The sequence below is a fragment of the Achromobacter deleyi genome, from assembly GCF_016127315.1.
Lineage (GTDB): Bacteria > Pseudomonadota > Gammaproteobacteria > Burkholderiales > Burkholderiaceae_B > Achromobacter > Achromobacter insuavis_A.
On sequence record NZ_CP065997.1, the window covers coordinates 2032955 to 2054164 of the forward strand.

The 21210-nt window shown below is 68.4% G+C and carries 20 protein-coding genes; 8 read left to right on the forward strand and 12 right to left on the reverse strand.

Going from position 1 to position 21210, the window contains the following annotated elements; translation table 11 throughout:
- The gene (locus I6I07_RS09155) at positions 1-3960 is read left to right on the forward strand and encodes a DUF3683 domain-containing protein (protein ID WP_198486396.1); all 3960 of its coding nucleotides are present in this window, start codon (positions 1-3) and stop codon (positions 3958-3960) included.
- 173 nt (positions 3961-4133) lie between these two features.
- Entirely contained in the window at positions 4134-6005 is a 1872-nt protein-coding gene (locus I6I07_RS09160; protein ID WP_232625989.1) for a DUF3857 domain-containing transglutaminase family protein, read from the forward strand.
- Between the two features lie 75 nt (positions 6006-6080).
- Here the strand turns inward: I6I07_RS09160 and I6I07_RS09165 are convergent, their stop codons facing one another.
- Positions 6081-7049, reverse strand: coding sequence for a Bug family tripartite tricarboxylate transporter substrate binding protein (locus I6I07_RS09165; protein WP_198486397.1), 969 nt, complete (start codon positions 7047-7049; stop codon positions 6081-6083).
- Positions 7050-7134: 85 nt separating this feature from the next.
- Positions 7135-7854: a YggS family pyridoxal phosphate-dependent enzyme gene (locus tag I6I07_RS09170; protein ID WP_198486398.1), complete on the reverse strand. Its 720-nt coding sequence runs from the start codon at positions 7852-7854 to the stop codon at positions 7135-7137.
- A 212-nt stretch (positions 7855-8066) separates the two neighbouring features.
- Between I6I07_RS09170 and I6I07_RS09175 the strand changes: the two genes are divergently transcribed.
- Together I6I07_RS09175 and I6I07_RS09180 are read left to right on the forward strand one after the other, a co-directional pair.
- Entirely contained in the window at positions 8067-9308 is a 1242-nt protein-coding gene (locus tag I6I07_RS09175) for a PLP-dependent aminotransferase family protein (protein ID WP_198486399.1), read from the forward strand.
- Between the two features lie 127 nt (positions 9309-9435).
- The gene (locus I6I07_RS09180) at positions 9436-10452 is read left to right on the forward strand and encodes an amino acid ABC transporter substrate-binding protein (protein ID WP_006391783.1); all 1017 of its coding nucleotides are present in this window, start codon (positions 9436-9438) and stop codon (positions 10450-10452) included.
- 109 nt (positions 10453-10561) lie between these two features.
- Here I6I07_RS09180 and I6I07_RS09185 read toward each other — a convergent pair whose 3' ends face one another.
- From I6I07_RS09185 to dprA, 3 genes are all read right to left on the reverse strand, one after another.
- Positions 10562-11035 (reverse strand): hypothetical protein, encoded by a 474-nt coding sequence (locus I6I07_RS09185; RefSeq protein WP_198486400.1) that lies wholly within the window; start codon positions 11033-11035, stop codon positions 10562-10564.
- 96 nt (positions 11036-11131) lie between these two features.
- Positions 11132-12040 (reverse strand): hydroxymethylglutaryl-CoA lyase, encoded by a 909-nt coding sequence (locus tag I6I07_RS09190; protein WP_006389909.1) that lies wholly within the window; start codon positions 12038-12040, stop codon positions 11132-11134.
- Positions 12041-12189: 149 nt separating this feature from the next.
- On the reverse strand, positions 12190-13299 hold the full coding sequence (gene dprA / locus I6I07_RS09195; RefSeq protein WP_198486401.1) for a DNA-processing protein DprA: 1110 nt from the start codon (positions 13297-13299) through the stop codon (positions 12190-12192).
- A 252-nt stretch (positions 13300-13551) separates the two neighbouring features.
- Between dprA and def the strand changes: the two genes are divergently transcribed.
- Complete coding sequence (gene def / locus I6I07_RS09200) at positions 13552-14064, forward strand: peptide deformylase (RefSeq protein WP_006391779.1); 513 nt, start codon at positions 13552-13554, stop codon at positions 14062-14064.
- A gap of 32 nt (positions 14065-14096) precedes the next feature.
- Positions 14097-15038, forward strand: a complete 942-nt coding sequence (gene fmt / locus I6I07_RS09205; protein WP_198486402.1) for a methionyl-tRNA formyltransferase — start codon at positions 14097-14099, stop codon at positions 15036-15038.
- Positions 15039-15095: 57 nt separating this feature from the next.
- Here the strand turns inward: fmt and I6I07_RS09210 are convergent, their stop codons facing one another.
- Genes I6I07_RS09210 through I6I07_RS09225 form a run of 4 tightly spaced genes read right to left on the reverse strand, consistent with a single transcriptional unit; the run spans position 15096 to position 17471 of the window.
- Positions 15096-15611, reverse strand: a complete 516-nt coding sequence (locus tag I6I07_RS09210; protein WP_198486403.1) for a class IV adenylate cyclase — start codon at positions 15609-15611, stop codon at positions 15096-15098.
- 26 nt (positions 15612-15637) lie between these two features.
- A complete protein-coding gene (locus tag I6I07_RS09215; protein WP_198486404.1) occupies positions 15638-16264 on the reverse strand; it encodes an HAD hydrolase-like protein in 627 nt (208 codons plus the stop codon).
- 19 nt (positions 16265-16283) lie between these two features.
- Positions 16284-16844 (reverse strand): hypothetical protein, encoded by a 561-nt coding sequence (locus I6I07_RS09220; RefSeq protein WP_198486405.1) that lies wholly within the window; start codon positions 16842-16844, stop codon positions 16284-16286.
- A 24-nt stretch (positions 16845-16868) separates the two neighbouring features.
- Positions 16869-17471, reverse strand: a complete 603-nt coding sequence (locus tag I6I07_RS09225) for a TIGR00730 family Rossman fold protein (protein ID WP_198486406.1) — start codon at positions 17469-17471, stop codon at positions 16869-16871.
- 228 nt (positions 17472-17699) lie between these two features.
- On the opposite strand from I6I07_RS09225, the gene I6I07_RS09230 reads away from it, so the two are divergent.
- The gene (locus I6I07_RS09230; protein WP_198486407.1) at positions 17700-18260 is read left to right on the forward strand and encodes a ferritin-like domain-containing protein; all 561 of its coding nucleotides are present in this window, start codon (positions 17700-17702) and stop codon (positions 18258-18260) included.
- Positions 18261-18273: 13 nt separating this feature from the next.
- Here the strand turns inward: I6I07_RS09230 and I6I07_RS09235 are convergent, their stop codons facing one another.
- Complete coding sequence (locus tag I6I07_RS09235) at positions 18274-18660, reverse strand: winged helix-turn-helix transcriptional regulator (protein WP_198486408.1); 387 nt, start codon at positions 18658-18660, stop codon at positions 18274-18276.
- Positions 18661-18755: 95 nt separating this feature from the next.
- On the opposite strand from I6I07_RS09235, the gene I6I07_RS09240 reads away from it, so the two are divergent.
- Positions 18756-19073 (forward strand): DMT family transporter, encoded by a 318-nt coding sequence (locus I6I07_RS09240; protein WP_054474875.1) that lies wholly within the window; start codon positions 18756-18758, stop codon positions 19071-19073.
- A gap of 38 nt (positions 19074-19111) precedes the next feature.
- On the opposite strand, the gene rimO is transcribed toward I6I07_RS09240, so the two are convergent.
- Together rimO and I6I07_RS09250 are read right to left on the reverse strand one after the other, a co-directional pair.
- Positions 19112-20428: a 30S ribosomal protein S12 methylthiotransferase RimO gene (gene rimO / locus I6I07_RS09245; RefSeq protein ID WP_198486409.1), complete on the reverse strand. Its 1317-nt coding sequence runs from the start codon at positions 20426-20428 to the stop codon at positions 19112-19114.
- Positions 20429-20577: 149 nt separating this feature from the next.
- Positions 20578-21210, reverse strand: coding sequence for a LysE family translocator (locus I6I07_RS09250; RefSeq protein WP_198486410.1), 633 nt, complete (start codon positions 21208-21210; stop codon positions 20578-20580).

The following is a 21210-nucleotide window of genomic DNA, read 5'->3' on the forward strand; positions in this document are numbered from 1 at the left end:
ATGAACGCCCCACTCGCCAGCCACATCTTGAACGGGGCGACGCCGCCCGCAACACCCGCGCGACTGCGCGAAATCCCCTACAACTACACGTCGTTCTCCGATCGCGAGATCGTCGGCCGGCTGCTGGGCGATGACGCCTGGAGCCTGCTGACCGACCTGCGCGGCGAACGCCGCACCGGGCGCTCCGCCCGCATGCTGTACGAGGTGCTGGGCGACATCTGGGTGGTGCGCCGCAACCCGTACCTGCAGGACGACCTGCTGGACAACCCCAAGCGCCGCAAGCAACTGATCGATGCGCTGCACCATCGGCTGGGCGAGATCGACCGCCGCCGCGAACCCGGCGCGCCGGCCGAGGTCGGCCACGATCCGCATCGCGACGAGAAAGTGCTGGGCCTGCTGGGCCGGGCGCGTTCGGCCATTGCCGCCTTTGAGGGCGAGTTCGACCAGACCGCCATGCTGCGCAAGCAGGCGCAGAAGGTGCTGGGCCGCATCACCGCGCGCGACAACATCAAGTTCGACGGCCTGTCGCGCGTCTCGCACGTGACCGACGCCACCGACTGGCGCGTGGAGTACCCGTTCGTGGTGCTGACGCCGGACACGGAAGACGAGATCGCCGCGCTGGTCACCGCCTGTATCGAGCTGGGCCTGACTATCGTGCCGCGCGGCGGCGGCACCGGCTATACCGGCGGCGCGATTCCGCTGACCTGGAAGTCGGCCGTCATCAACACCGAGAAATTCGACAAGCTGGGCAAGGTCGAGTCCTGTATCCTGCCCGGGCTCACCGAGCCCGTGGCCGTCATCCATGCCGGCGCCGGCGTGGTGACCAAGCGGGTGTCGGAAGCGGCCGAGGCGGCCGGTTTCGTGTTCGCCGTGGACCCGACCTCGGCCGAGGCCTCGTGCGTGGGCGGCAACATCGCCATGAACGCCGGCGGCAAGAAGGCCGTGCTGTGGGGCACCGCGCTCGACAACCTGGCCTGGTGGCGCATGGTCGACCCGGACGGCAACTGGCTCGAAGTGACGCGCCTGGCGCACAACATGGGCAAGATCCACGACGTGGATGTGGCCCGCTTCGAACTCAAGTGGTTCGATGGCCGCGGCAAGCCGGGCGAGCGCCTGCTCAAGACCGAGACCCTGGAAATCGCCGGCCGCGTGTTCCGCAAGGAAGGCCTGGGCAAGGACGTCACCGACAAGTTCCTGGCCGGCCTGCCGGGCATCCAGAAGGAAGGCTGCGACGGCCTGATCACGTCGGCGCGCTGGGTGCTGCACCGCATGCCCAAGCACACCCGCACGGTCTGCATGGAATTCTTCGGCCAGGCGCGCGACGCGATTCCGTCGATCGTCGAGGTCAAGGGCTACCTGGACGGCGAGGGCCGCGCCCGCGGCGCCATCCTGGCCGGCCTGGAGCACCTGGACGAACGCTACCTGCGCGCGGTCGGCTACGCCACCAAGAGCAAGCGCGGTTCGCTGCCCAAGATGGTGCTGATCGGCGACATCGTCGGTGACGACGAGGACGCGGTGGCCGCGGCCGCCAGCGAAGTGGTGCGCCTGGCCAACACCCGCCACGGCGAAGGCTTCGTCGCGGTGAGCGCCGAGGCCCGCAAGAAATTCTGGCTCGACCGCTCGCGCACCGCCGCGATCGCGCGCCACACCAACGCCTTCAAGATCAACGAAGACGTGGTGATCCCGCTGCCGCGCATGGGCGAATACACCGACCATATCGAGCGCATCAACATCGAGCTGTCGACCCGCAACAAGCTGCGTCTGCTGGGCGCGCTGGACGGCTACCTCTGTACGCCGCTGCCGGTCGGCAAGGCGGAAGACGCCGCCGACGACGAGACCCGCGCCGAGGTGCTGGCCGAGCGCACGCGCCAGGCCATCGAGCTGCTGGCCGCGGCGCGCCAGCGCTGGCAATGGCTGCTGGACAACCTGGACCTGCCGCTGGCCGAAGCCATGCCGCAGCTGGACGGGCTGGGCCTGTCGCACGTCAGCGCGGCGCTGGCCGAGCGCCTGGCGGCGCATCCGCAGGCGCGCGTGTTCGACGTGGTGCAGGACCGCACCATCCGCGTGTCGTGGAAGACCGAAGTGCTGGCCGGCCTGCAGGCCGCGTTCTCGGGCGCGGCGCGCAAGCCGATCCTGGACGAGCTGGTCGCGATCCATGGCCGCGTGCTCAAGAGCCGCGTGTTCGTGGCGCTGCACATGCACGCCGGCGACGGCAACGTGCACACCAACATCCCCGTCAACTCGGACGACTACGGCATGCTGCAGGAGGCCCACCAGGCCGTCGAGCGCATCATGCAGATCGCCCGCGACCTGGACGGCGTGATCTCGGGCGAGCATGGCATCGGCCTGACCAAGTACGAGTTCCTGACGGAAGCCGAGCTGGCGCCGTTCCAGGACTACAAGCGCCGCGTCGACCCCAATGGCCACTTCAACGCCGGCAAGCTGATGCCCGGCGCCGACCTGCGCCATGCCTGGACGCCCAGCTTCAACCTGATGGGCCACGAGTCGCTCATCATGCAGCAGAGCGACATCGGCGCCATCTCGGATTCGATCAAGGACTGCCTGCGCTGCGGCAAGTGCAAGCCGGTGTGCGCCACCCACGTGCCGCGCGCCAACCTGCTGTATTCGCCGCGCAACAAGATCCTGGCAACCTCGCTGCTGGTCGAGGCCTTCCTGTACGAAGAGCAGACCCGCCGCGGCGTCAGCCTCAAGCACTGGGAAGAATTCGAGGACGTGGCCGACCACTGCACCGTCTGCCACAAGTGCTACAACCCCTGTCCGGTCGACATCGACTTCGGCGACGTGTCGATGAACATGCGCGCCGTGCTGCGGCGCATGGGCCGCAAGTCGTTCAATCCGGGCACGGCCAGCGCCATGTTCTTCCTGAACGCCAAGGATCCGGCCACCATCAACGCCACCCGCAAGGCGATGGTGGGCGTGGGCTACAAGGTGCAGCGCGCCGCGCATGACCTGCTGTCGGGCCTGGTGAAGAAGCAGACCTCGGCGCCGCCGGCCACGGTCGGCAAGCCGCCGCTGCGCGAGCAGGTGGTGCACTTCGTCAACAAGAAGATGCCTGGCGGGCTGCCCAAGCAGGCCGCGCGCAAGCTGCTGGACATCGAGGACGCGAACTACGTGCCGATCATCCGCGACCCGAAGGCCACCACGGCCGACACGGAAGCGGTGTTCTACTTCCCGGGCTGCGGTTCGGAACGCCTGTTCTCGCAGGTCGGCCTGGCCACCCAGGCGATGCTGTGGCATGCCGGCGTGCAGACCGTGCTGCCGCCGGGCTACCTGTGCTGTGGCTATCCGCAGCGCGGCAACGGCATGACCGACAAGGCCGAGCAGATCATCACCGACAACCGGGTGCTGTTCCACCGCGTCGCCAACACGCTCAACTACCTGGACATCAAGACCGTGGTGGTCAGCTGCGGCACCTGCTACGACCAGCTGGCCGGCTACGAGTTCGAGAAGATCTTCCCGGGCTGCCGCCTGATCGACATCCACGAATACCTGCTGGAAAAGGGCATCAAGCTTGAGGGCGCCAAGGGCGTGCGCTACATGTACCACGACCCCTGCCACACGCCGATGAAGCTGCAGGATCCGATGAAGACGGTGCGGTCGCTGGTGGGCGACGGCGCCGTCAAGAGCGACCGCTGCTGCGGCGAGTCGGGCACGTTGGCGGTCAGCCGGCCGGACATCTCGACCCAGGTGCGTTTCCGCAAGCAGGAAGAGCTGCTCAAGGGCGACGCCGCGCTGCGCACGGATGGCTTCACGGGCGACGTCAAGGTGCTGACCTCGTGCCCGTCGTGCCTGCAGGGCCTGTCGCGCTACCAGGGTGATACGGGCATGGACGCCGACTACATCGTGGTCGAGATGGCGCGCCACATCCTGGGCGAAGGCTGGATGGAAGATTACGTGCGCCGCGCCAACGCGGGCGGCATCGAGCGCGTGCTGGTGTAGCGCGCCGCCGGCCGATGGCCGGATTGCCGCGTCTCGCAACGCCCGGCGGATTCGCCGGGCGTTTTGTTTTGCGCGCGGCGGCGCGGGCGCGCCGTAGCCGCGGCGACTTGTGCTGCTATTTCATTGCAAATAACATTGCGTCTCAATTGTAATGTGAGGTGTCAGCAGTTTCCATGCCCGTTTTCCCCCGAACCCCGCTCCTCGCCGCCGTCCTCGCGACCATGGCCAGCCTGCCCGCCCAGGGCGCCCTGCAACCTGTCGCCGAAGCGCCGCTGTCCGGCGACACCGAATTCCACTGCCGCTTCGGCCAGGACAACAGTACCGAGTGCGTCAGCACGTACCGCTACACCATCCTGACGCTGGCCGGACGCGAGCTGGTCTCGCGCATCGACCGCAGTTATGCCGAGAACGACAGCGTCGAGGTCGAGCGCGCCGAGCTGATCCAGCCCGGCGAAAAGCCGGTGCCGCTGACCGCCGACCAGATCGACACCCGCATGGCGCCGAATCCGGACCAGGGCTTCCTGCGCAACAAGCAGACCTCGCTGGCCTTTCCCAACCTGCGGGTGGGCAGCACCATCGTCTACACGCTGCGCGAGCGTTATGCCGGCATCCCGTCGGCGACGCAATTCCACTATGTGCTGGGCTTGCAGCCGCGGGCCGTACGCCAGGAGCGCTTCCGCGCCGAGTTCAGCGCCGACCGCCCCATGGTCTGGCGCACCGAGGCGATGGACGCCTACCGCGTCGAGGCCACGCCCGACGCGCGGCGCATCACGGTGGAACTGAAGGCCACGCCGTACTACTACGCCTACGTCAACGAGTCGGACAAGGGCTATCTGCGCCAGTCGCCGCGCCTGGAGATCGGCAGTTCGGCCGCGCTGCAGGACCACTTCGGTCCGTTCGCGGCGCGCTACAACGCCATCCTGGCGGCCGCGCTGCCCGATGGCGCGGCCAAGGCCGTCGCGGCGCAGCAGGGCAAGACGCCGGCGCAGGCCGTGGCCAGCCTGATGCGCCACATCCACGAACGCTATCGCTACCTGGGCGACTGGCGCAGCAGCGAGCGCGGGCAGATCCCGTTCGCGCTGGACGAGATCGAACGGCGCGGCTACGGCGACTGCAAGGACCTGTCGGTGCTGCTGACCGCCATGCTGCGCGCGGCCGGCATCGCCGCCGAACCCGCGCTGGTGACGCGCGGCACCGTGGCGCCGTCGGTGTTGCTGCCGGGGCTGTCGGCGCCCAACCACGCCATCGTGCGCGCCCAGGTGCAGGGCGAGACCTGGTGGCTGGATCCCACCAATCCGGTGTTCGTGCCGGGTTTCACCATGCCCGACATCCAGCAGCGCTGGGCCTTCGTCATGGACGGCCAGGGTAATGTGCGGCGCGAGGACATCCCGCTGGAACGCCCCGCGTCCAGCGTCGCGGTGACGCGCCATGCGCAATTCGGCGACGACGGACAGGCCGAGGTGCGCGCCTCGGTCGAGGTCGCGCGCATGGTGGCCGCGGAAATCAGCGCGGGCGACCAGCAGAACGGCGCGACGGCCATGGACCAGGCGCTGTGCCGCGGCTTCGCCGCCGAGAACCGCGACTGCCAGCTGCGCCGCGCCGCCAGCGATTTCGTGGTGCCGGCGGCCTACCGCATCGACGCCGCGCTGGTGGACCTGCGGGCGCTGGCACGGGTCGGCCGCCAGCAGGTCTACACGCACACCGAACTGAGCGATGACTGGGAGTTCTTCGCGCGCTACCGCCAGGCGGGCCAGTTGGCCGACATCTACCTTGGCACGCCGGAAACCACGTCCTATGACGTGACGCTGGCCGGCGGCAAGGTCGACGCGGCGCCGCTGCATTGCCAGGTGCGTTCGCCATGGATCGACGTGGATCTGGACGGCAAGCCGTCCAAGTCGGGCTACCAGTACCGCTACCGCAGCGCCAGGAAGGTCAGCTGGTTCAGCCATGACGAGATCGGCTCGGAGGCCTTCGGGCAGGCGATCGCGCAGGGCCGGCAATGCGTCGAGGCATTGCGCATGGTGGTGACGTTGCCGCGCAAGTGAGCGCCGGAGCGAACCTCGCCACCCAAGAAAAAACGCGGCCGCAAGGCCGCGTTTTTCATATCAGGCAGGTCGCGCTCATTCGAGCTTGATGTTGGCCTTCTTGATGACTTCCGCCCAGGCGGTGCGTTCCTTGTCGGCATAGGCCTTGAATTCCTGCGCCGACAGCGGCATGGGGATGACGCCCATGTCCAGCATCTTCTGCGATACGGCGGGCGACTTCAGCGCGGCGTCGAGTTCGGCGGACAGTTTCTTGACCACCGGCTCGGGCAGGCCGCCGGGCGCGACCAGGCCTTGCCAGGCGTAGGCGGTGAAGTCCGACACCCCCTGCTCGGCCATGGTGGGCGTGTCCGGCAGCACGGCGACGCGCTCGGGCGTGGCCGCGGCCAGCACGCGCAGCTTGCCGGCCTTGACGTTGGGCAGGCCCGCGGCCAGGTCGATGAACATCACGTCCACCTGTCCGCCCAGCAGATCCTGGATGGCGGGCGCCGCGCCCTTGTAGGGCACGTGCAGCAGGTTGGCGCCGGTGCGCTGCTTGAACAGCTCCAGCGCCAGGTGGTGCGGCGAGCCGGCGCCGGCCGAGGCGGCGGTCAGCTTGCCGGGTTCCTTCTTGGCGGCCTGGATCACGTCGTCGACCGTCTTGTAGGGCGAGTTGACGTTCACCGCCAGCAGCAGCGGGAACTTGGCGATGCCGCCGATGTAGGTGAACTTGGACGGGTCGTAGGCCAGCTTGGCGTACAGCGTGGGGTTGTACGCCAGCGTGCCGGAATCGGCGGTGCCGACGACGTAGCCGCTGGGTTCGGCCTGCGAGATCGCGGTGGCGCCGATGATGGTGGCGGCGCCGGGGCGGTTCTCGACCACGATGGTCTGGCCGAGCGGCTTCTCGATGCCGCTGGCGACGGTGCGCGCGACCACGTCGGCGCCGCCGCCGGCCGGGTAGGGCACGATCCAGCGGACGGGTTGGGTGGGCCAGGATTGGGCCGTGGCCGCGGTGGCGGCCAGCGACAGGGCGGCAAGCGCCAAGAGGCGCCGGGCGTGTTTGTGCATGGGGTGTCTCCTCGTTTTTTTGCGAGGGTATTATGCCCCGGCCGCCCGGCAATGTGCGCTCGTTTACGACCCCGGAAACAGCGGCTTATTGCGGATCGGGGTAGCTGCGGGCGCCGAAGAGGGCGGTGCCGATACGCACTTCGGTCGAGCCTTCCTCGATCGCCAGCTCGAAATCGCCGCTCATGCCCATGGACAGGCGCTCCAGCGACACCCCGGCGATGCCTTCCTGGCGCAGGCGGTCGCGCAGCTCGCGCAGGCCGCGGAAGCAGGCGCGCACTTCGAGCGGGTCGGGCGAATTGGCCGCCATCGTCATCAGGCCCTGCACCCGCAGGGTGGGGAAGTCCGCCGTGACGCGGCGCAGGAACGCCGCCACGTCGTCGGGGGCCATGCCGTACTTGCTGGGTTCGCTGGAGGTCTTGACCTGCACCAGCACGTCCAGGGTCCGGCCCTCATTGACCAGGCGGCGGTGCAGGGCCTCGGCCAGGTCGAGCCGGTCGAGCGATTGCAGCTCGGTGGCGTCGCGCGCCGCGTCCTTGGCCTTGTTGGTCTGCAAGTGGCCGATCAGGACCCATTGCAGGCCCTGGCCCGCCAGCGCGGCCGCCTTCTGGCGCAGTTCCTGGGTCTTGTTCTCGCCGAAACGGGTCAGGCCCAGGGCCATGGCCTCGCGCACGGCATCCACCTCGAACGTCTTGCTGACGGGCAGCAGCGTCACGCTGTCCGGCGTCCGGCCGGCGCGTTCGCAGGCCTGGGCGATGCGTTGCCGGATCCGGGCCAGGCGGCTGGCCATGGTGTCTACATCGGTCATGCGGGTCTCTTGGGAACGGAATGTCCCATAGTGTAGGACGCGCGTGCACCGTTTCGCCACACCGGGCCGCGCGCGGGCGCGTCTTCGTTGACCCTGTCTGAGCGGCAGGCTTAGAATTTGTCGATATTTGTTTAGATTTCAATGTTCTAAACCCGCCGGCGCCGTCCCTGCACGGCGCGGGTCCTTCCTTTCTCCTCGTCGTCCCTTCCGCCATGTCCAGCGCCGCGCCCGAGTACGCTTTTGCCACGCCTTTCCTGAATCCCCCCGCTTCCCCGATCCGCTCGCTGATGCCCTACGCGATGCGCCCCGGCACCATTTCGCTGGCGGGCGGCTATCCCGCGCAGGAGCTGTTCGACGTGGACGGCCTGACGATCGCGTCGACCCAGGTGCTGGCGCGCCTGGGCGCCTGCCTGCAGTACTCCAACATCGATGGCCAGGCCAGCCTGCGCAACGAACTGGCGCGCCTGTCGGCGGCGCGCGGCCTGCCCTGCAATCCGGACACCGAACTGGCCGTCACCGGCGGTTCGCAGCAGGCCATGGCCTTGCTGAGCCGCGTGATGCTGCAGCCCGGCGACCACGCCATCATCGAATCGCCCGCGTTTCCCAATTCCGTGCAGGCGCTGCGCTACACCGGCGCCACCGTGCACACCGTGCCGTCCGGCCCGGACGGCGTCGATATCGACGCGCTGGACGAACTGGCCGCGCGCATCAAGCCCAAGATCGTCTGCGTGGTGGCCTCGTTCTCCAATCCCTGTGGCGCCACCATCTCGCGCCAGCGCCGCCTGCGGCTGCTGGAACTGGCGGTCAAGCACCGCTTCCTGATCGTCGAGGACGATCCCTACAGCGAACTGCGCTTTGCCGGCGAAGCCGTGCCGCCGATCATGGCGCTGGCCGAGGGCGAAGCCCGCAACTGGGCCGTGTACCTGGCCAGCATGTCCAAGACCATGGCGCCCGCGCTGCGCATCGGCTGGCTGGTGGCCCCGCCCGAGATCCGCCGCCGCTGCGTCGGCGCCAAGGCCGCCGACGACATGGCCTCGTCCGCCTGGATCCAGGAAGTGGTGGCGCAATACCTGGCCAACGGCCGCTACGAAGAACACGTGCCGCGCATCCGCGCCGCCTATGGCCTGCGTTGCGACGCCATGGCCGAAGGCCTGACGCGCGAGCTCGACGGCCGCATCACGTTCCGCAAGCCCGAGGGCGGCATGTTTTTCTGGGCGCGCCTGACCGGCGAGGTCGATGCCACCCGCCTGCTGCCATACGCCATCGAGCACGAAGTGGTCTATGTGCCGGGCAAGGCGTTCTACGCGGACGCGGGCAAGGCCGACCTGCACGCCATGCGCATGTCGTTCGCCACCATGAACGAAAGCCAGATCGCGCAGGGCATGCAGCGGCTCAGCCGCGCGCTGGACGCCTGCGAGGCCAACCAGCCGGTGTCGATTTCGCTGGCGGCGTGATATACCCAAATAAGCGCTTGTTATTTGGCGCGGGCGCTTCATGCCGATAAGCTTCTCGCCTCGGCGCGCTTGCGCGCCCCGCTACAACAGGGCGCCTGCGCGTCCCGGTACAACAGGAAAACAAGTCATGAACATTGCAAAAGGGTTGGCGGGCGCGGCGTTGTTGTTTGCCGCGGCACAAGGGGCACAAGCCGCGACGCTGGACGTCGTGCGCCAGCGCGGGGCGGTCACCTGCGGCACCACCACGGGCTTCGCGGGCTTCTCCGCGCCCGACGCGCAGGGCAAGTGGCAGGGGCTGGACGTGGACCTGTGCCGCGCCATCGCCGCGGCCGTGTTCGGCGACGCCGACAAGATCAAGGTCGTTCCGCTGAACTCGCAGCAGCGCTTCACCGCGCTGCAGTCGGGCGAAGTCGACGTGCTGACCCGCAACACCACCGTGACCCAGCAGCGCGACACCGCGCTGGGCATCATCCACGCGGGCATCAACTTCTACGACGGCCAGGGCTTCCTGGTGCCCAAGTCGCTGGGCGTCAAGAGCGCCAAGGAAATCAACGGCGCGACCATCTGCCTGCAGACTGGCACCTCGAACGAGAACACGCTGGCCGACTGGGCGCGCGCCAACAAGGTCACCTACAAGCCGGTGGTGATCGAGACCTTCAACGAAGTGGTCAACGCCTTTGCCGCGGGCCGCTGCGACGTGTTTTCGACCGACGCCTCGGGCCTGGCCTCGATCCGCATCTCCAAGCTGCAGAAGCCCGACGACTACGTGGTGTTGCCCGAGATCATCTCGAAGGAACCGCTGGGTCCGTTCGTGCGCCAGGGCGACGACGCCTGGCTGAACATCGTGCGCTGGTCGCTGTCGGCCATGATCGAGGCCGAGGAATACGGCGTGACCTCCAAGAACGTCGACGAGCAGGCCAAGAGCGACAACCCCAACATCAAGCGCATCCTGGGCGTGACGCCCGGCGGCGGCGCCAACCTGGGGCTGGACGAGAAGTGGGCCTACAACATCGTCAAGCAGGTGGGCAACTACGGCGAGAGCTTCGAGCGCAACGTCGGCGAGGGCAGCCCGCTGAAGATCAAGCGCGGCCTGAATGCGCAATGGACGCAGGGCGGCCTGATGTACGCGCTGCCGATCCGCTGAGCGCGTCTTGGTCCGGCGCGCCGGTCGGATGCGCCAATGAAAAACCGATGCCGCGGCATCGGTTTTTTTATTGGGCGCGCATGGTGTGGCGGGCCTTCTGCCCGGACCGTCAGCGGCGCCGGTACACCTGCGCGATCTGGGTGAAGGCAGCGCGCAGCTCGCGCGTGCCGCCCTGGAAGATCACGGGCCGGCCGCGGTGCGTGAACACCACCAGCCGCTTGGAGAAGATCATCGGCACGAAGCGCGCTTCGCGCACGTCTTCCCAGGCCACCTCGCGGCGCGAGAACCAGGTCTGGCGCAAGCCGCGCTCGTCGATGGTGGTGATGGACGTCTGCATGTGCCAGGACACGAACAGCAGGCCGATGAAGCACAGCCCCACCACCAGCGCCATCGAGCTTTCGAGCGGCTGGCCCGGCGCGCGGATGGCGGTGGTGACCACCTGCACGCCCAGCACCGCCAGGATCACCCAGGTCAGGATGCGCACCCAATCGGGCCACGCCTGTCCCGACAGGGGCAGCGGGCCGAGGGCGCGGAGCAGGGCGGCGTGTTCCTCGGGCGAGGGGGACGGGACGGGGGACGTCATGCGGCTGCGGAGTTCCGGTAGCGTTGCGGAAAGACTTGCGCCGGTCGACCCGGGCGCTCACGCGAAACGCGCGCAGCCATTCTACGGCGTTTCGCGTCAGGCGGCCCGCTTGGCGGCAATGGCGTTGCCGGCCCGGCTGGAGCCCTTGCGATTGAGGTTGGCCGACATCCATTGGCCGATATCCACCACCGCGTCGAAGTCGACGCCGGTGTCGATGTCCAGGCCGCGCAACATGTACAGCACGTCTTCGGTCGCGACGTTGCCGGTCGCGCCCTTGGCGTAGGGGCAGCCGCCCAGGCCGGCCACCGAGGCGTGGAAGATCGAGATGCCGGTCTCCAGCGACGCCAGGATGTTGGCCAGCGCCTGGCCGTAGGTGTCGTGGAAGTGGCCGGAGACGCGCGCCGGGTCCACCACGCGGGTGACCGCGGCCATCACGTCGCGCACGCGCTGCGGCGTGCCCACGCCGATGGTGTCGGCCACGTCGATCTCGTCGACCTGCATGGCCAGGTAGCGCTGGGCCACGTCGACCACGGATTCGATCGGCACTTCGCCCTGGTAGGGACAGCCCAGCGCGCAGCTGATGCTGCCGCGCACGCGGATGCCGGCTTCGCGGGCGGCCTGCACCACGGGTTCGAAGCGCGCGATGGATTCGGCGATCGAGCAGTTGATGTTCTTTTGCGAGAAGGCCTCGCTGGCCGCGCCGAAGATGACGATCTCGTCCGCGCCGGCCGCCAGCGCGCCCTCGAAGCCCTTCATGTTGGGCGTGAGCACCGAATAGATCGTGCCCGGGCGGCGCTGGATGCGCGCCATGACGTCGGCGCCGTCGGCCATCTGCGGCACCCACTTGGGCGACACGAACGAGGCCGCCTCGACGTTGGGAAAACCGGCGGCCGCGAGGCGGTCGATCAGTTCCACCTTGATGTCGGTGGGGACGAATTCCTTTTCATTCTGCAGACCGTCGCGGGGCGAAACCTCGACGATCTTGACGCGTGTGGGCAATGCCATGTCTCTTCCTGTATCGGTATCGGGGGCGGCCGCGGCGGCGGCTCGGCGCCAACGCCAATATTAGCGCCATCGCATCCGGCCCCGCTCGCGGCCGGGCCAAGGGTTGTCCGGGCGCTGGCCGGCCCCGGCCTTGCCCGTGGCGCGGTCCCTTATTTCAGGCGTTGGAAGCGGCCGTCGTCCAGGCGCGCCACGCGCGCGGCCAGCTCCAGCTCCAGCAATTGCGCCTGCAGGTCGGCGGTATCCAGGCCGCAGCGGGCCTGGATCGCGTCCGGGTGCAGCGGGTCGAAGCCCAGCGCCTCCAGCACCGGATGGGGGGCGGCTTCCTCGGCCGGCGCGGCGGGGCGGGCGCCGGGCCGCGGGCCGCCGCCCAATTCGTCGGTGATGTCGGCCGCGGTTTCCACCAGCTTGGCGCCCTGGCGGATCAGCGCATGGCAACCGCGCGACAGCGGCGAGTGGATCGAGCCGGGAATGGCGAACACCTCGCGCCCGCTTTCGCCCGCCAGCCGCGCGGTGATGAGCGAGCCGCTCTGTTTCGCGGCCTCGACCACCAGCACGCCGCGCGCCAGGCCGGCCACGATGCGGTTGCGCTTGGGAAAGTGCTGCGGCAGGGCGCCGGTCCCCATCGGCAATTCGGACACCAGCGCGCCGTGCGCGGCGATGCGATGCGCCAGGTCGCGATGCCGCGCCGGGTAGATGCGGTCGATGCCGGTGCCCATCACCGCGACCGTGCCGGCGCCGCCGGTGCCGGCTTCCAGCGCGCCCTCATGGGCCGCCGCGTCGATGCCCAGCGCCAGCCCGCTGACCACGCGCCAGCCATTGCCGGCCAGGTAGCGGGAGAAGGCGCGGGCGTTTTCCTGGCCGCCGGGGGTCGCGTTGCGGGCGCCCACGACCGCCAGCGCCGGCCCCTGCAGATAGGCCGGGTCGCCGTTGACGTAGAGCAGGATGGGCGGGTCGGCGATGGTGAGCAGGCTTTGCGGATAGGTGGGATCGGCCAGCGTCAGGATGTGATGGCCGGGCGCCTCGACCCACTGCAGCGCGCTGTCGACCTGCGCGGCCATCTCGGCCGGCATGGGCGCGGCCAGCTGACGGGCCAGCGCGTCCGGCAGCTGGCGCGCCAGGGCCGAGGCGCGCTGCGCGTAGATCTGTTCCGGCAGGCCCAGCGCGCCCAGCAGGGTGCAGGCCGTGGCCGAGCCGATACCGGGCTCCAGGGACAGGCGCAACCAGGCGGACAATTCAGCGGCGGTATGGGTGAGCGGCATGGCAAGGGCGCCGGCGGGCCGGCGCGAAGGAAACGGGAGGGTGGGCGCCCTTGGGGCGCCGATCGTTCGAGAGTGTCGCATGGCGGCCACGGCGGTCCCGGCAAGGGGGATCGAATGGTCCCGGCCGGAAGGGGCCGTAAATCGGGGGCGGGTGGGGCCGGATAATCCCCGGGTTAGCCGAAAACTATTAGAAATCAAGAATCTAATGAATTAAACTGTTGGTCAGGCACTATTACCGACGATTCCTTTTCAATGGCATTACTCCCTATTCTTCGCTACCCGGATCCGCGCTTGCACAAGAAGGCCAAGCCGGTCGCCGAGGTCGATGACCGCATCCGCCAACTGGTGCGCGACATGGCCGACACCATGTACGACGCGCCGGGCGTGGGCCTGGCCGCGACGCAGGTCGACGTGCACGAGCGCGTGGTCGTCATCGACGTCTCCGAAGAAAGCAATCAGCTGCTGGTGCTGATCAATCCCGAGATCACCTGGCACAGCGACGATTACAAGATCTACGAGGAAGGCTGTCTGTCGGTCCCCGGCATCTACGACGAAGTCGAGCGCGCCTCGCGCATCCGCTGCAAGGCGCTGGACATCGACGGCAAGCCGTTCGAGTTCGAGGCCGACGGCCTCCTGGCCGTGTGCGTGCAGCACGAGCTCGACCACCTGGAAGGCAAGGTGTTCGTCGAATACCTGTCCAACCTGAAGCAGAACCGCATCAAGACCAAGCTGAAAAAGGCCGAGCGCGAAGCGCTGCGCGCCTGACGCCCGTTTCCTTCTTTCCGGTCCGACCCCCCATGCGCCTAGTTTTCGCCGGCACGCCGGAATTCGCCCGTATCGCCTTCGACGCCCTGCGGGCCGCCGGCCACGACATTCCCCTGGTCATGACCCAGCCCGACCGTCCGGCCGGACGCGGGCTCAAGCTGACCCCGAGCCCGGTCAAGCAGGCCGCGCTCGACGCCGGCATCGAGGTCGCCCAGCCGCGCAGCCTGCGGCTGGATGGCCGCTATCCCGAGGAAGCCGCCGAGGCCCGCGCCCTGCTCGAGCGCATCGCGCCCGACGTGATGGTGGTCGCGGCCTATGGCCTGATCCTGCCGCAATGGGTGCTGGACCTGCCGCGCCTGGGTTGCCTGAACATCCATGCCAGCCTGCTGCCGCGCTGGCGCGGCGCGGCGCCGATCCAGCGCGCCATCGAGGCAGGCGACGCGCGCACCGGCGTGACCATCATGCAGATGGACGCGGGCCTGGATACCGGCGACATGCTGCTGGAGCGGGTCGTGCCGATCGGCGCCGAGACCAATGCCGCGCAATTGCACGACGCGCTGGCGCTGGCCGGTGGCGAGGCGATCGTGGCGGCCCTGGCCGCGCTGGCCCAGGGCGGCTTGACGCCGACCCCGCAGCCCGAGGACGGCGTGACCTACGCCGCCAAGCTGGACAAGGCCGAGGCCGCGCTCGATTGCAGCCAGCCGGCGGAACTGCTGGCGCGCCGCGTGCGCGCCTTCAATCCGGTGCCGGGCGCCAGCATCCGCTTGCCCGGCCTGGCCGATCCCGTGAAGGTGTGGCGCGCCCAGGCCTTGCCGCAGCCCGCCGCGGCCGCGCCCGGCAGCGTGCTGCGCGCGGATGCCGAAGGCATCGACATCGCGACCGGCGAGGGCGTGCTGCGCCTGCTGGAGTTGCAGAAGGCCGGCGGCAAGCGCCAGCCGGTGGATGTGTTCGTGCGGGGTTGGCAGCCGGCCTGAGGCCGGTCTTCGCCATTGCCGCCAGGGGCCGGCCGCCGCGGGGCGGGCGGCCCGTTCTCAGGGGCGCTGGGCCAGCAGGTCCAGGTAGGCGCCGGACAACAGCTGGTCCGGCGCGATCCGCAGGCTGGCCAGCAGCTCATGGGCCTCGGCCATGCCGGCCTCGACGCTTTCGCCGTCGCGCAGCACCACTTCCAGCTCCAGGAAATCCCCCAGTCCCTCGACCCGATCCAGGTGGATGCGGGTGCGGCCGGCCATGAACAGCAGGCGCTGCTTGCGCACGCGGCCGATCACGCCATAGGCCAGCCCCAGCGCGTCGCGCAGGGTGTCGGGCGAGGCGGTCGGCGAAATGACGTAGAAGCTCTCCCTGGGACCGGTGTCGTCGGCGCGGCGGTAGAAGATCAGTTCGCCCTTGCCATCGGCGAATACGCGCAGCTTGAGCCGGCCGTCGGGGCAGGCGAAGAAGGTGTCGTCCTGCGCGATGGCGACGGGCGCCTTGCCGGACAGCGCCGCGGCCAGCGATTCGAGGGCCGCCAGGCTGGCGACCCTTGCCTTGATTTCGACGTTGCGGGCCATGGGCGTGTCCTTGTCGGGGCGCCGCGTCAGGCCAGCGCGGCGGGCAGTTCTGCGACCTGCATGAACAGTTCATCGGGGCCGCGGTCGCGCAGCGCGTCGACGTGGTTGTAGCCCCAGGCCACCGATCCCACGCGCACGCCGGCCTTGCGGGCCGCGTCGATGTCGCGCATCTCGTCGCCCACCAGCAGGAAGCGTTCCGGCGGGGTGCCGTGGCGCTGTAGCAGGCGGTCGATCTTGGCGGCCTTGCCGAACAGGTCGGTGCCGCATTCATAGTCGTCGAACAGCGCGGCGGTGTCCGGTCCGAGCACGCGCTGCACGTTCTCCAGCGAATTCGAGCTGACCACCGCCAGCCGCAGCCCGCCCGCCTTCAGGCGGGCCAGCGCGTCGGGGATGCCGTCGAACAGGTGCACGCCGGGATCGATCTCCTGCATCAAGGTGCGCACGTGCGCCATGATGGCGGGCAGTTTCCACAGCGGGATGCCCAGGAACTTCAGGATCTCGGAGGCGTCGCGATGGCGCAGTTGATCGCGCTCGGCGGCGTCGATCTTGCGAAAGCCGTACTTGTCGGCCACCGTGTTGAGGATGGAATTGAACCAGGGCATGGTGTCCGCCAGGGTTCCGTCGAAATCAAAAGCTGCGATGTCGTATTTCAAGAAAAAATCCGATGCCGATCTACATGGGGTGAAGCAGATACTGCACCACTGGCGCCAGGCCTTCAAGCGGCGGCGCGCCCGCGACGACGCGCTGGGCGTTGGTCCAGGGATAGTCCAGCGCCAGCAGCCAGCCGAATACCGCTTCGGCGTCGGCGGGCGGCAGCGTCACCATGGTCTCGATCGTAATGGTCAGGTGGGTGGCGCGGTACGGCTCCGGCTGGAAGGTCCAGGCATAGCGGCCGCAGCCCACGCGCACATTGCCCGTGGCCTTTTCGGTCATGCCGACGATCCAGTCACAGGAATAATCAGACAGACGCGCATCGGCCTCGGGCCGCGCCAGGTAGAAGGTGTAGACGTTGTCGTAGGTCTGGCCGAACTTGCGTACCAAGGTGTCGGTGATCGCGGCCAGGCCGTGGGACTCGGGCGGAAACGCGATGGCCTGCGTGCGCAGGGCCATCTTCAGCACCGCTTGCGGCGCGAAGGCGCGCGCCATGTAGTGCGGGCGGTTTTCGTCCTTGGCGTGGAAGTAATCGCGCAATACGGACTCGGTGCTGGCGGGAGACGACGAACCGGTGGTCATTGCGGGGCTTTCCTTGGGGGCGGGTTAGGGGGCGCGATGCTCGGGCTTGACCGGCTCGAACCACTTGGAAACGTTGGGCGGCTCGTAGATGGCGTAGCGGTCCAGCAGCGTCGCCGGGTCGCTTTCCACCACCAGCATGTCGCGGTGCTGGGGGCGCATGAAGGCTTCGTCGACGGCGTGGTCGACGAACTGCATCAGCGCGTCGTAGTAGCCGGCGATGTTCAGCAGGCCGCAGGGCTTCTGGTGCATGCTGAGCTGGGCCCAGGTCCAGACCTCGAAGAACTCCTCCAGCGTGCCGGCGCCGCCGGGCAGCGCGATGAAGCCGTCGGCCTTTTCCATCATCATGGCCTTGCGCTCGTGCATGTTCTGCACCAGGTGCAGCTCGGTCAGGCCGCGATGGGCCTGTTCCTTCTTCTGCAGCAGTTCCGGGATCACGCCGATCACGCGGCCGCCGCCGGCCAGCACCTCGTTGGCGATCACGCCCATGATGCCGACGACCGAGCCGCCGTAGACCAGGGCGAGGTCGCGCTTGACCAGCTCACGGGCCAGCACGCGGGCCTGTTCCAGGTATTCGGGGCGCGCGCCGGGATTGGAGCCGCAATACACGCAGATGTTCTTCAGGGTCATATGAAGCTACTTATTGCCGGGCCCGTTACAGATTGCGTCACGGGCCGTCCGGGAAGCCGATAGTTTACGAGAAGCGCCGGACGGGTTTTTTCGGGGAGCGTGAAGGCCGGATTCGGGGCCATGGGCAATGTTTGGACACAGCATCTTTTCGCATGGCCGGTAGACTGGGTTGTTCGGAACGACTGGAAGTCCAGCGTCGTATTGCCAACCCCACAAGGAGCTAACGATATGGAAAACACGACCCGTAACCACGACAAGGCGAGCCGCCCCTTCGACATGGATGTGAAGGCGATCCGCGCCAAGGCGCGCCAGGACATCGAGTCCGGCGCCGTCACCGACACCTACCGCGCCGACCGCAAGACCGTGCTCAAGCTGCTGAACGAAGCGCTGGCCACCGAGATCGTCTGTGTGCTGCGCTACAAGCGCCACTTCTTCATGGCCCGCGGCCTGAACGCCGAGCCGGTGGCGGCGGAATTCGCCGAGCACGCCACCCAGGAACAGGACCACGCCGACAAGCTGGCCGAACGCATCGTGCAGCTGGGCGGCGAGCCCAACCTGTCGCCCACGGGCCTGCTCGAGCGCAGCCACTCCGAGTACATCGAGGGCGCCACGCTCGAGGAAATGATCAAGGAAAACCTGATCGCCGAGCGCATCGCCATCGACAGCTACCGGCAGATGATCGACTACATCGGCGAGCAGGATTCGACCACGCGCCGCCTGCTGGAAGAAATCCTGGCGGTCGAGGAAGAGCACGCGGACGACATGTCGGATTTCCTGGCCAAGCACTGAGGGGTTGCCGGCTTCAGGCCCGGCGCGCGGCGGCCGCGTCGTGGCGGCGCGCCGCCGCGTCCAGCTGCGCGTGGTGCCTTTCGGCCCAGCGATCCAGCGCCACCAGCGCCACGTTCAGCGATTTCCCCAGGTCGGTCAGGTGATAGCGCACGTGCGGCGGCACGGTGCGCATGTCCTCGCGCCGCACCAGCCCGTGGCGCTCCAGGTCGCGCAGCGTCTGCGTCATCATCTTCTGTGAAATGCCGTCGAGCTTGCGCAGCAGTTCGTTGTTGCGCAGCGGGCCGCGCGCCAGCGCCGGCAGGACCAGCGGCACCCACTTGCCGGAGATCAGCTCGAGCGCGCGGCGCGACGGGCAGGCGGCGTCGAAGACGTCGCCGGAGGAAGCGGGAGAGACAGCCATGTCGGGCCCTTCATGGTTACCAAAAGGTGCGTACTTGTGCCTGGGTAACTATAGGCCCTAAGCTGGCCGCATTCCAATCTCGAAGGGAGGCCGCGATGGCCTGGTGGATCCTGTTGGCCGCGAGCGCGGTGGAAATCGTGATGGCGCTGGCGTTGAAGTACGCCGACGGCTGGACGCGCTTCTGGCCCAGCGCCATCGGCATCGCCGCGGCCCTGGGCAGCATCTTCCTGCTGACGCTGGCGATGCGGCATCTGCCTGCCGGCACCGCCTACGCGGTGTGGACCGGCATCGGTTCCGTGGGCATCACGGTGCTGGGGATCGCGCTGTTCGGGGATTCGCCGTCCGTCGCGCGGCTGGCGTGCATCGCGCTGATCGTGGGCGGCGTGGCGGGACTGAAACTGCTGGAAGCCTGAAGGCAGCCGGCGGCGGATGCCGCCGGCGTGCATGACGCTCAGACCGTCTCGGCCCAGAGGTCGTATTCGTCGGAATCGGTGACGCGCACGCGCACCATGTCACCGGCCTTGAGCGTGCGGTCCGAGCTGACGTAGACGCAACCGTCGATTTCCGGCGCGTCGCCGGCGCTGCGGCCCACGGCGCCGTCTTCGTCCACTTCGTCGATCAGCACGTCGATCTCGCGGCCGACCTTGCGCGCCAGGCGCGCGGTGGAAATCGACTGCTGCAGTTCCATGAAGCGTTCCCAGCGTTCCTGCTTGACCTCGTCCGGCACCGGGTTGTCGAGCAGGTTGGCGGGCGCGCCTTCCACCGGCGAATACTGGAAACAGCCGACGCGGTCGAGCTGGGCTTCCTGCATCCAGTCCAGCAGGTACTGGAAGTCTTCCTCGGTCTCGCCGGGGAAGCCGACGATGAAGGTCGAGCGGATGGTCAGGTCGGGGCAGATCTCGCGCCACTTCTTGATGCGCGCCAGCGTCTTGTCCTCGAACGCCGGACGCTTCATGGCCTTGAGGATGCGCGGGCTGGCGTGCTGGAACGGGATGTCCAGGTAGGGCAGGATCTTGCCCTCGGCCATCAGCGGAATCACTTCGTCCACGTGCGGGTACGGGTAGACGTAGTGCAGGCGCGTCCAGACGCCCATTTCGGACAAGGCCGTACAGAGCTCGGTCATGCGGGTGCGCACCGGGCGGCCGTTCCAGAAGCCGCTGCGGTACTTGACGTCGACGCCGTAGGCGCTGGTGTCCTGCGAGATCACCAGCAGTTCCTTGACGCCGGCCTTGACCAGGCGCTCGGCCTCGCTGAGCACGTCGCCCACCGGGCGGCTGACCAGGTCGCCGCGCATCGACGGGATGATGCAGAAGCTGCAACGGTGATTACAGCCTTCCGAGATCTTCAGGTAGGCGTAGTGGCGCGGGGTCAGCTTGACGCCCTGCGGCGGCACCAGGTCCAGGTAGGGGTTGTGGTCCTTCTTGGGCGGCGCGGCCTCGTGCACGGCGCGCACCACTTCCTCGTACTGCTGCGGGCCGGTCACGGCCAGCACGCTGGGGTGCACGTTGCGGATCACCGATTCCTCGACGCCCATGCAGCCGGTGACGATGACCTTGCCGTTCTCGGCCAGCGCCTCGCCGATGGCTTCCAGCGACTCGGCCTTGGCGCTGTCGATGAAACCACAGGTGTTGACCACCACGACGTCGGCGTCGTTGTACTCGGGCGTGACTTGGTAGCCTTCGGTGCGCAGTTGGGTCAGGATGCGTTCGGAGTCGACCAGGGCTTTGGGACAGCCCAGGCTGACAAAGCCGACTTTGGGGGAAGACATGGAATACCTCGGTGGGCGCGAGCCGGCGCCAATGATCAAATACTGCGCAATTTTAGCGCGGCAGGGCGGGGGGCCGTTATTTTAGCGGGTTGCCGGGGCGGCGACCCATTGATGTGTGTCCCCAATATCCGGGCGGACGGTGACGACCGTCAGGCGCCGCTGCGGCGGTACAGCGCCAGGGTGCCGGCCAGCCCGATCATGAGCGAGCCGCAGACCCGGTTCAGCCAGCGCAGGCCCGAGCCGCGGAAGGCGCGCACCAGCTGCGCGCCCAGGGTGGCGTAGGCCAGCATGGTCAGGATGTTCATCAGCGCCAGCACGGCGGCCACGGTGGCGTACTGAGGCAGCAGGGGCGCCTGGGTATTGATGAACTGCGGCAGGAAGGCCGACATGAACAGCAGCGCCTTCGGGTTGGTCAGCGCCACCACGAAGCTGCGCAGGCCCAGCTTGAGGCCCGCCGGCCGCGCGGCGCCGGGTTCGGCGGCCGGCAGCACCAGCGCGGCGTCCGAGCGCAGCATTTTCCAGCCCAGGTAGGCCAGATAGGCCGCGCCCGCCCACTTGATGACATGGAAGGCGACCTCGGAAGCGGCCAGCACCACGCCCAGGCCGAAGGCCACCGCGCCCACCAGGATGAAGTCGGCCAGCACCGCGCCGCCCATGCCCCAGCAGGCGGTGCGCACGCCGTGGCGCGAACCGTTGCTCATGGCGAGCAGCACGGTCGGGCCGGGCGTCACGATGGCGACGGCCGAGGCCAGGATGAACAGCAGCAGCGTGGCGGTGGACAT

What these genes read in the sequence shown, in the direction of transcription:
- I6I07_RS09230 (WP_198486407.1), top strand. Translation starts at nt 17,700, where the DNA reads ATGGAAAACACGACCCGTAACCACGACAAGGCGAGCCGCCCCTTCGAC.
- I6I07_RS09220 (WP_198486405.1), bottom strand. Translation starts at nt 16,844, where the DNA reads ATGACCACCGGTTCGTCGTCTCCCGCCAGCACCGAGTCCGTATTGCGC.
- fmt (WP_198486402.1), top strand. Translation starts at nt 14,097, where the DNA reads ATGCGCCTAGTTTTCGCCGGCACGCCGGAATTCGCCCGTATCGCCTTC.
- I6I07_RS09250 (WP_198486410.1), bottom strand. Translation starts at nt 21,210, where the DNA reads ATGTCCACCGCCACGCTGCTGCTGTTCATCCTGGCCTCGGCCGTCGCC.
- I6I07_RS09175 (WP_198486399.1), top strand. Translation starts at nt 8,067, where the DNA reads ATGTCCAGCGCCGCGCCCGAGTACGCTTTTGCCACGCCTTTCCTGAAT.
- rimO (WP_198486409.1), bottom strand. Translation starts at nt 20,428, where the DNA reads ATGTCTTCCCCCAAAGTCGGCTTTGTCAGCCTGGGCTGTCCCAAAGCC.
- I6I07_RS09225 (WP_198486406.1), bottom strand. Translation starts at nt 17,471, where the DNA reads ATGACCCTGAAGAACATCTGCGTGTATTGCGGCTCCAATCCCGGCGCG.
- I6I07_RS09180 (WP_006391783.1), top strand. Translation starts at nt 9,436, where the DNA reads ATGAACATTGCAAAAGGGTTGGCGGGCGCGGCGTTGTTGTTTGCCGCG.
- def (WP_006391779.1), top strand. Translation starts at nt 13,552, where the DNA reads ATGGCATTACTCCCTATTCTTCGCTACCCGGATCCGCGCTTGCACAAG.
- I6I07_RS09240 (WP_054474875.1), top strand. Translation starts at nt 18,756, where the DNA reads ATGGCCTGGTGGATCCTGTTGGCCGCGAGCGCGGTGGAAATCGTGATG.
- I6I07_RS09170 (WP_198486398.1), bottom strand. Translation starts at nt 7,854, where the DNA reads ATGACCGATGTAGACACCATGGCCAGCCGCCTGGCCCGGATCCGGCAA.
- I6I07_RS09160 (WP_232625989.1), top strand. Translation starts at nt 4,134, where the DNA reads ATGCCCGTTTTCCCCCGAACCCCGCTCCTCGCCGCCGTCCTCGCGACC.
- I6I07_RS09185 (WP_198486400.1), bottom strand. Translation starts at nt 11,035, where the DNA reads ATGACGTCCCCCGTCCCGTCCCCCTCGCCCGAGGAACACGCCGCCCTG.
- I6I07_RS09190 (WP_006389909.1), bottom strand. Translation starts at nt 12,040, where the DNA reads ATGGCATTGCCCACACGCGTCAAGATCGTCGAGGTTTCGCCCCGCGAC.
- dprA (WP_198486401.1), bottom strand. Translation starts at nt 13,299, where the DNA reads ATGCCGCTCACCCATACCGCCGCTGAATTGTCCGCCTGGTTGCGCCTG.
- I6I07_RS09155 (WP_198486396.1), top strand. Translation starts at nt 1, where the DNA reads ATGAACGCCCCACTCGCCAGCCACATCTTGAACGGGGCGACGCCGCCC.
- I6I07_RS09210 (WP_198486403.1), bottom strand. Translation starts at nt 15,611, where the DNA reads ATGGCCCGCAACGTCGAAATCAAGGCAAGGGTCGCCAGCCTGGCGGCC.
- I6I07_RS09235 (WP_198486408.1), bottom strand. Translation starts at nt 18,660, where the DNA reads ATGGCTGTCTCTCCCGCTTCCTCCGGCGACGTCTTCGACGCCGCCTGC.
- I6I07_RS09165 (WP_198486397.1), bottom strand. Translation starts at nt 7,049, where the DNA reads ATGCACAAACACGCCCGGCGCCTCTTGGCGCTTGCCGCCCTGTCGCTG.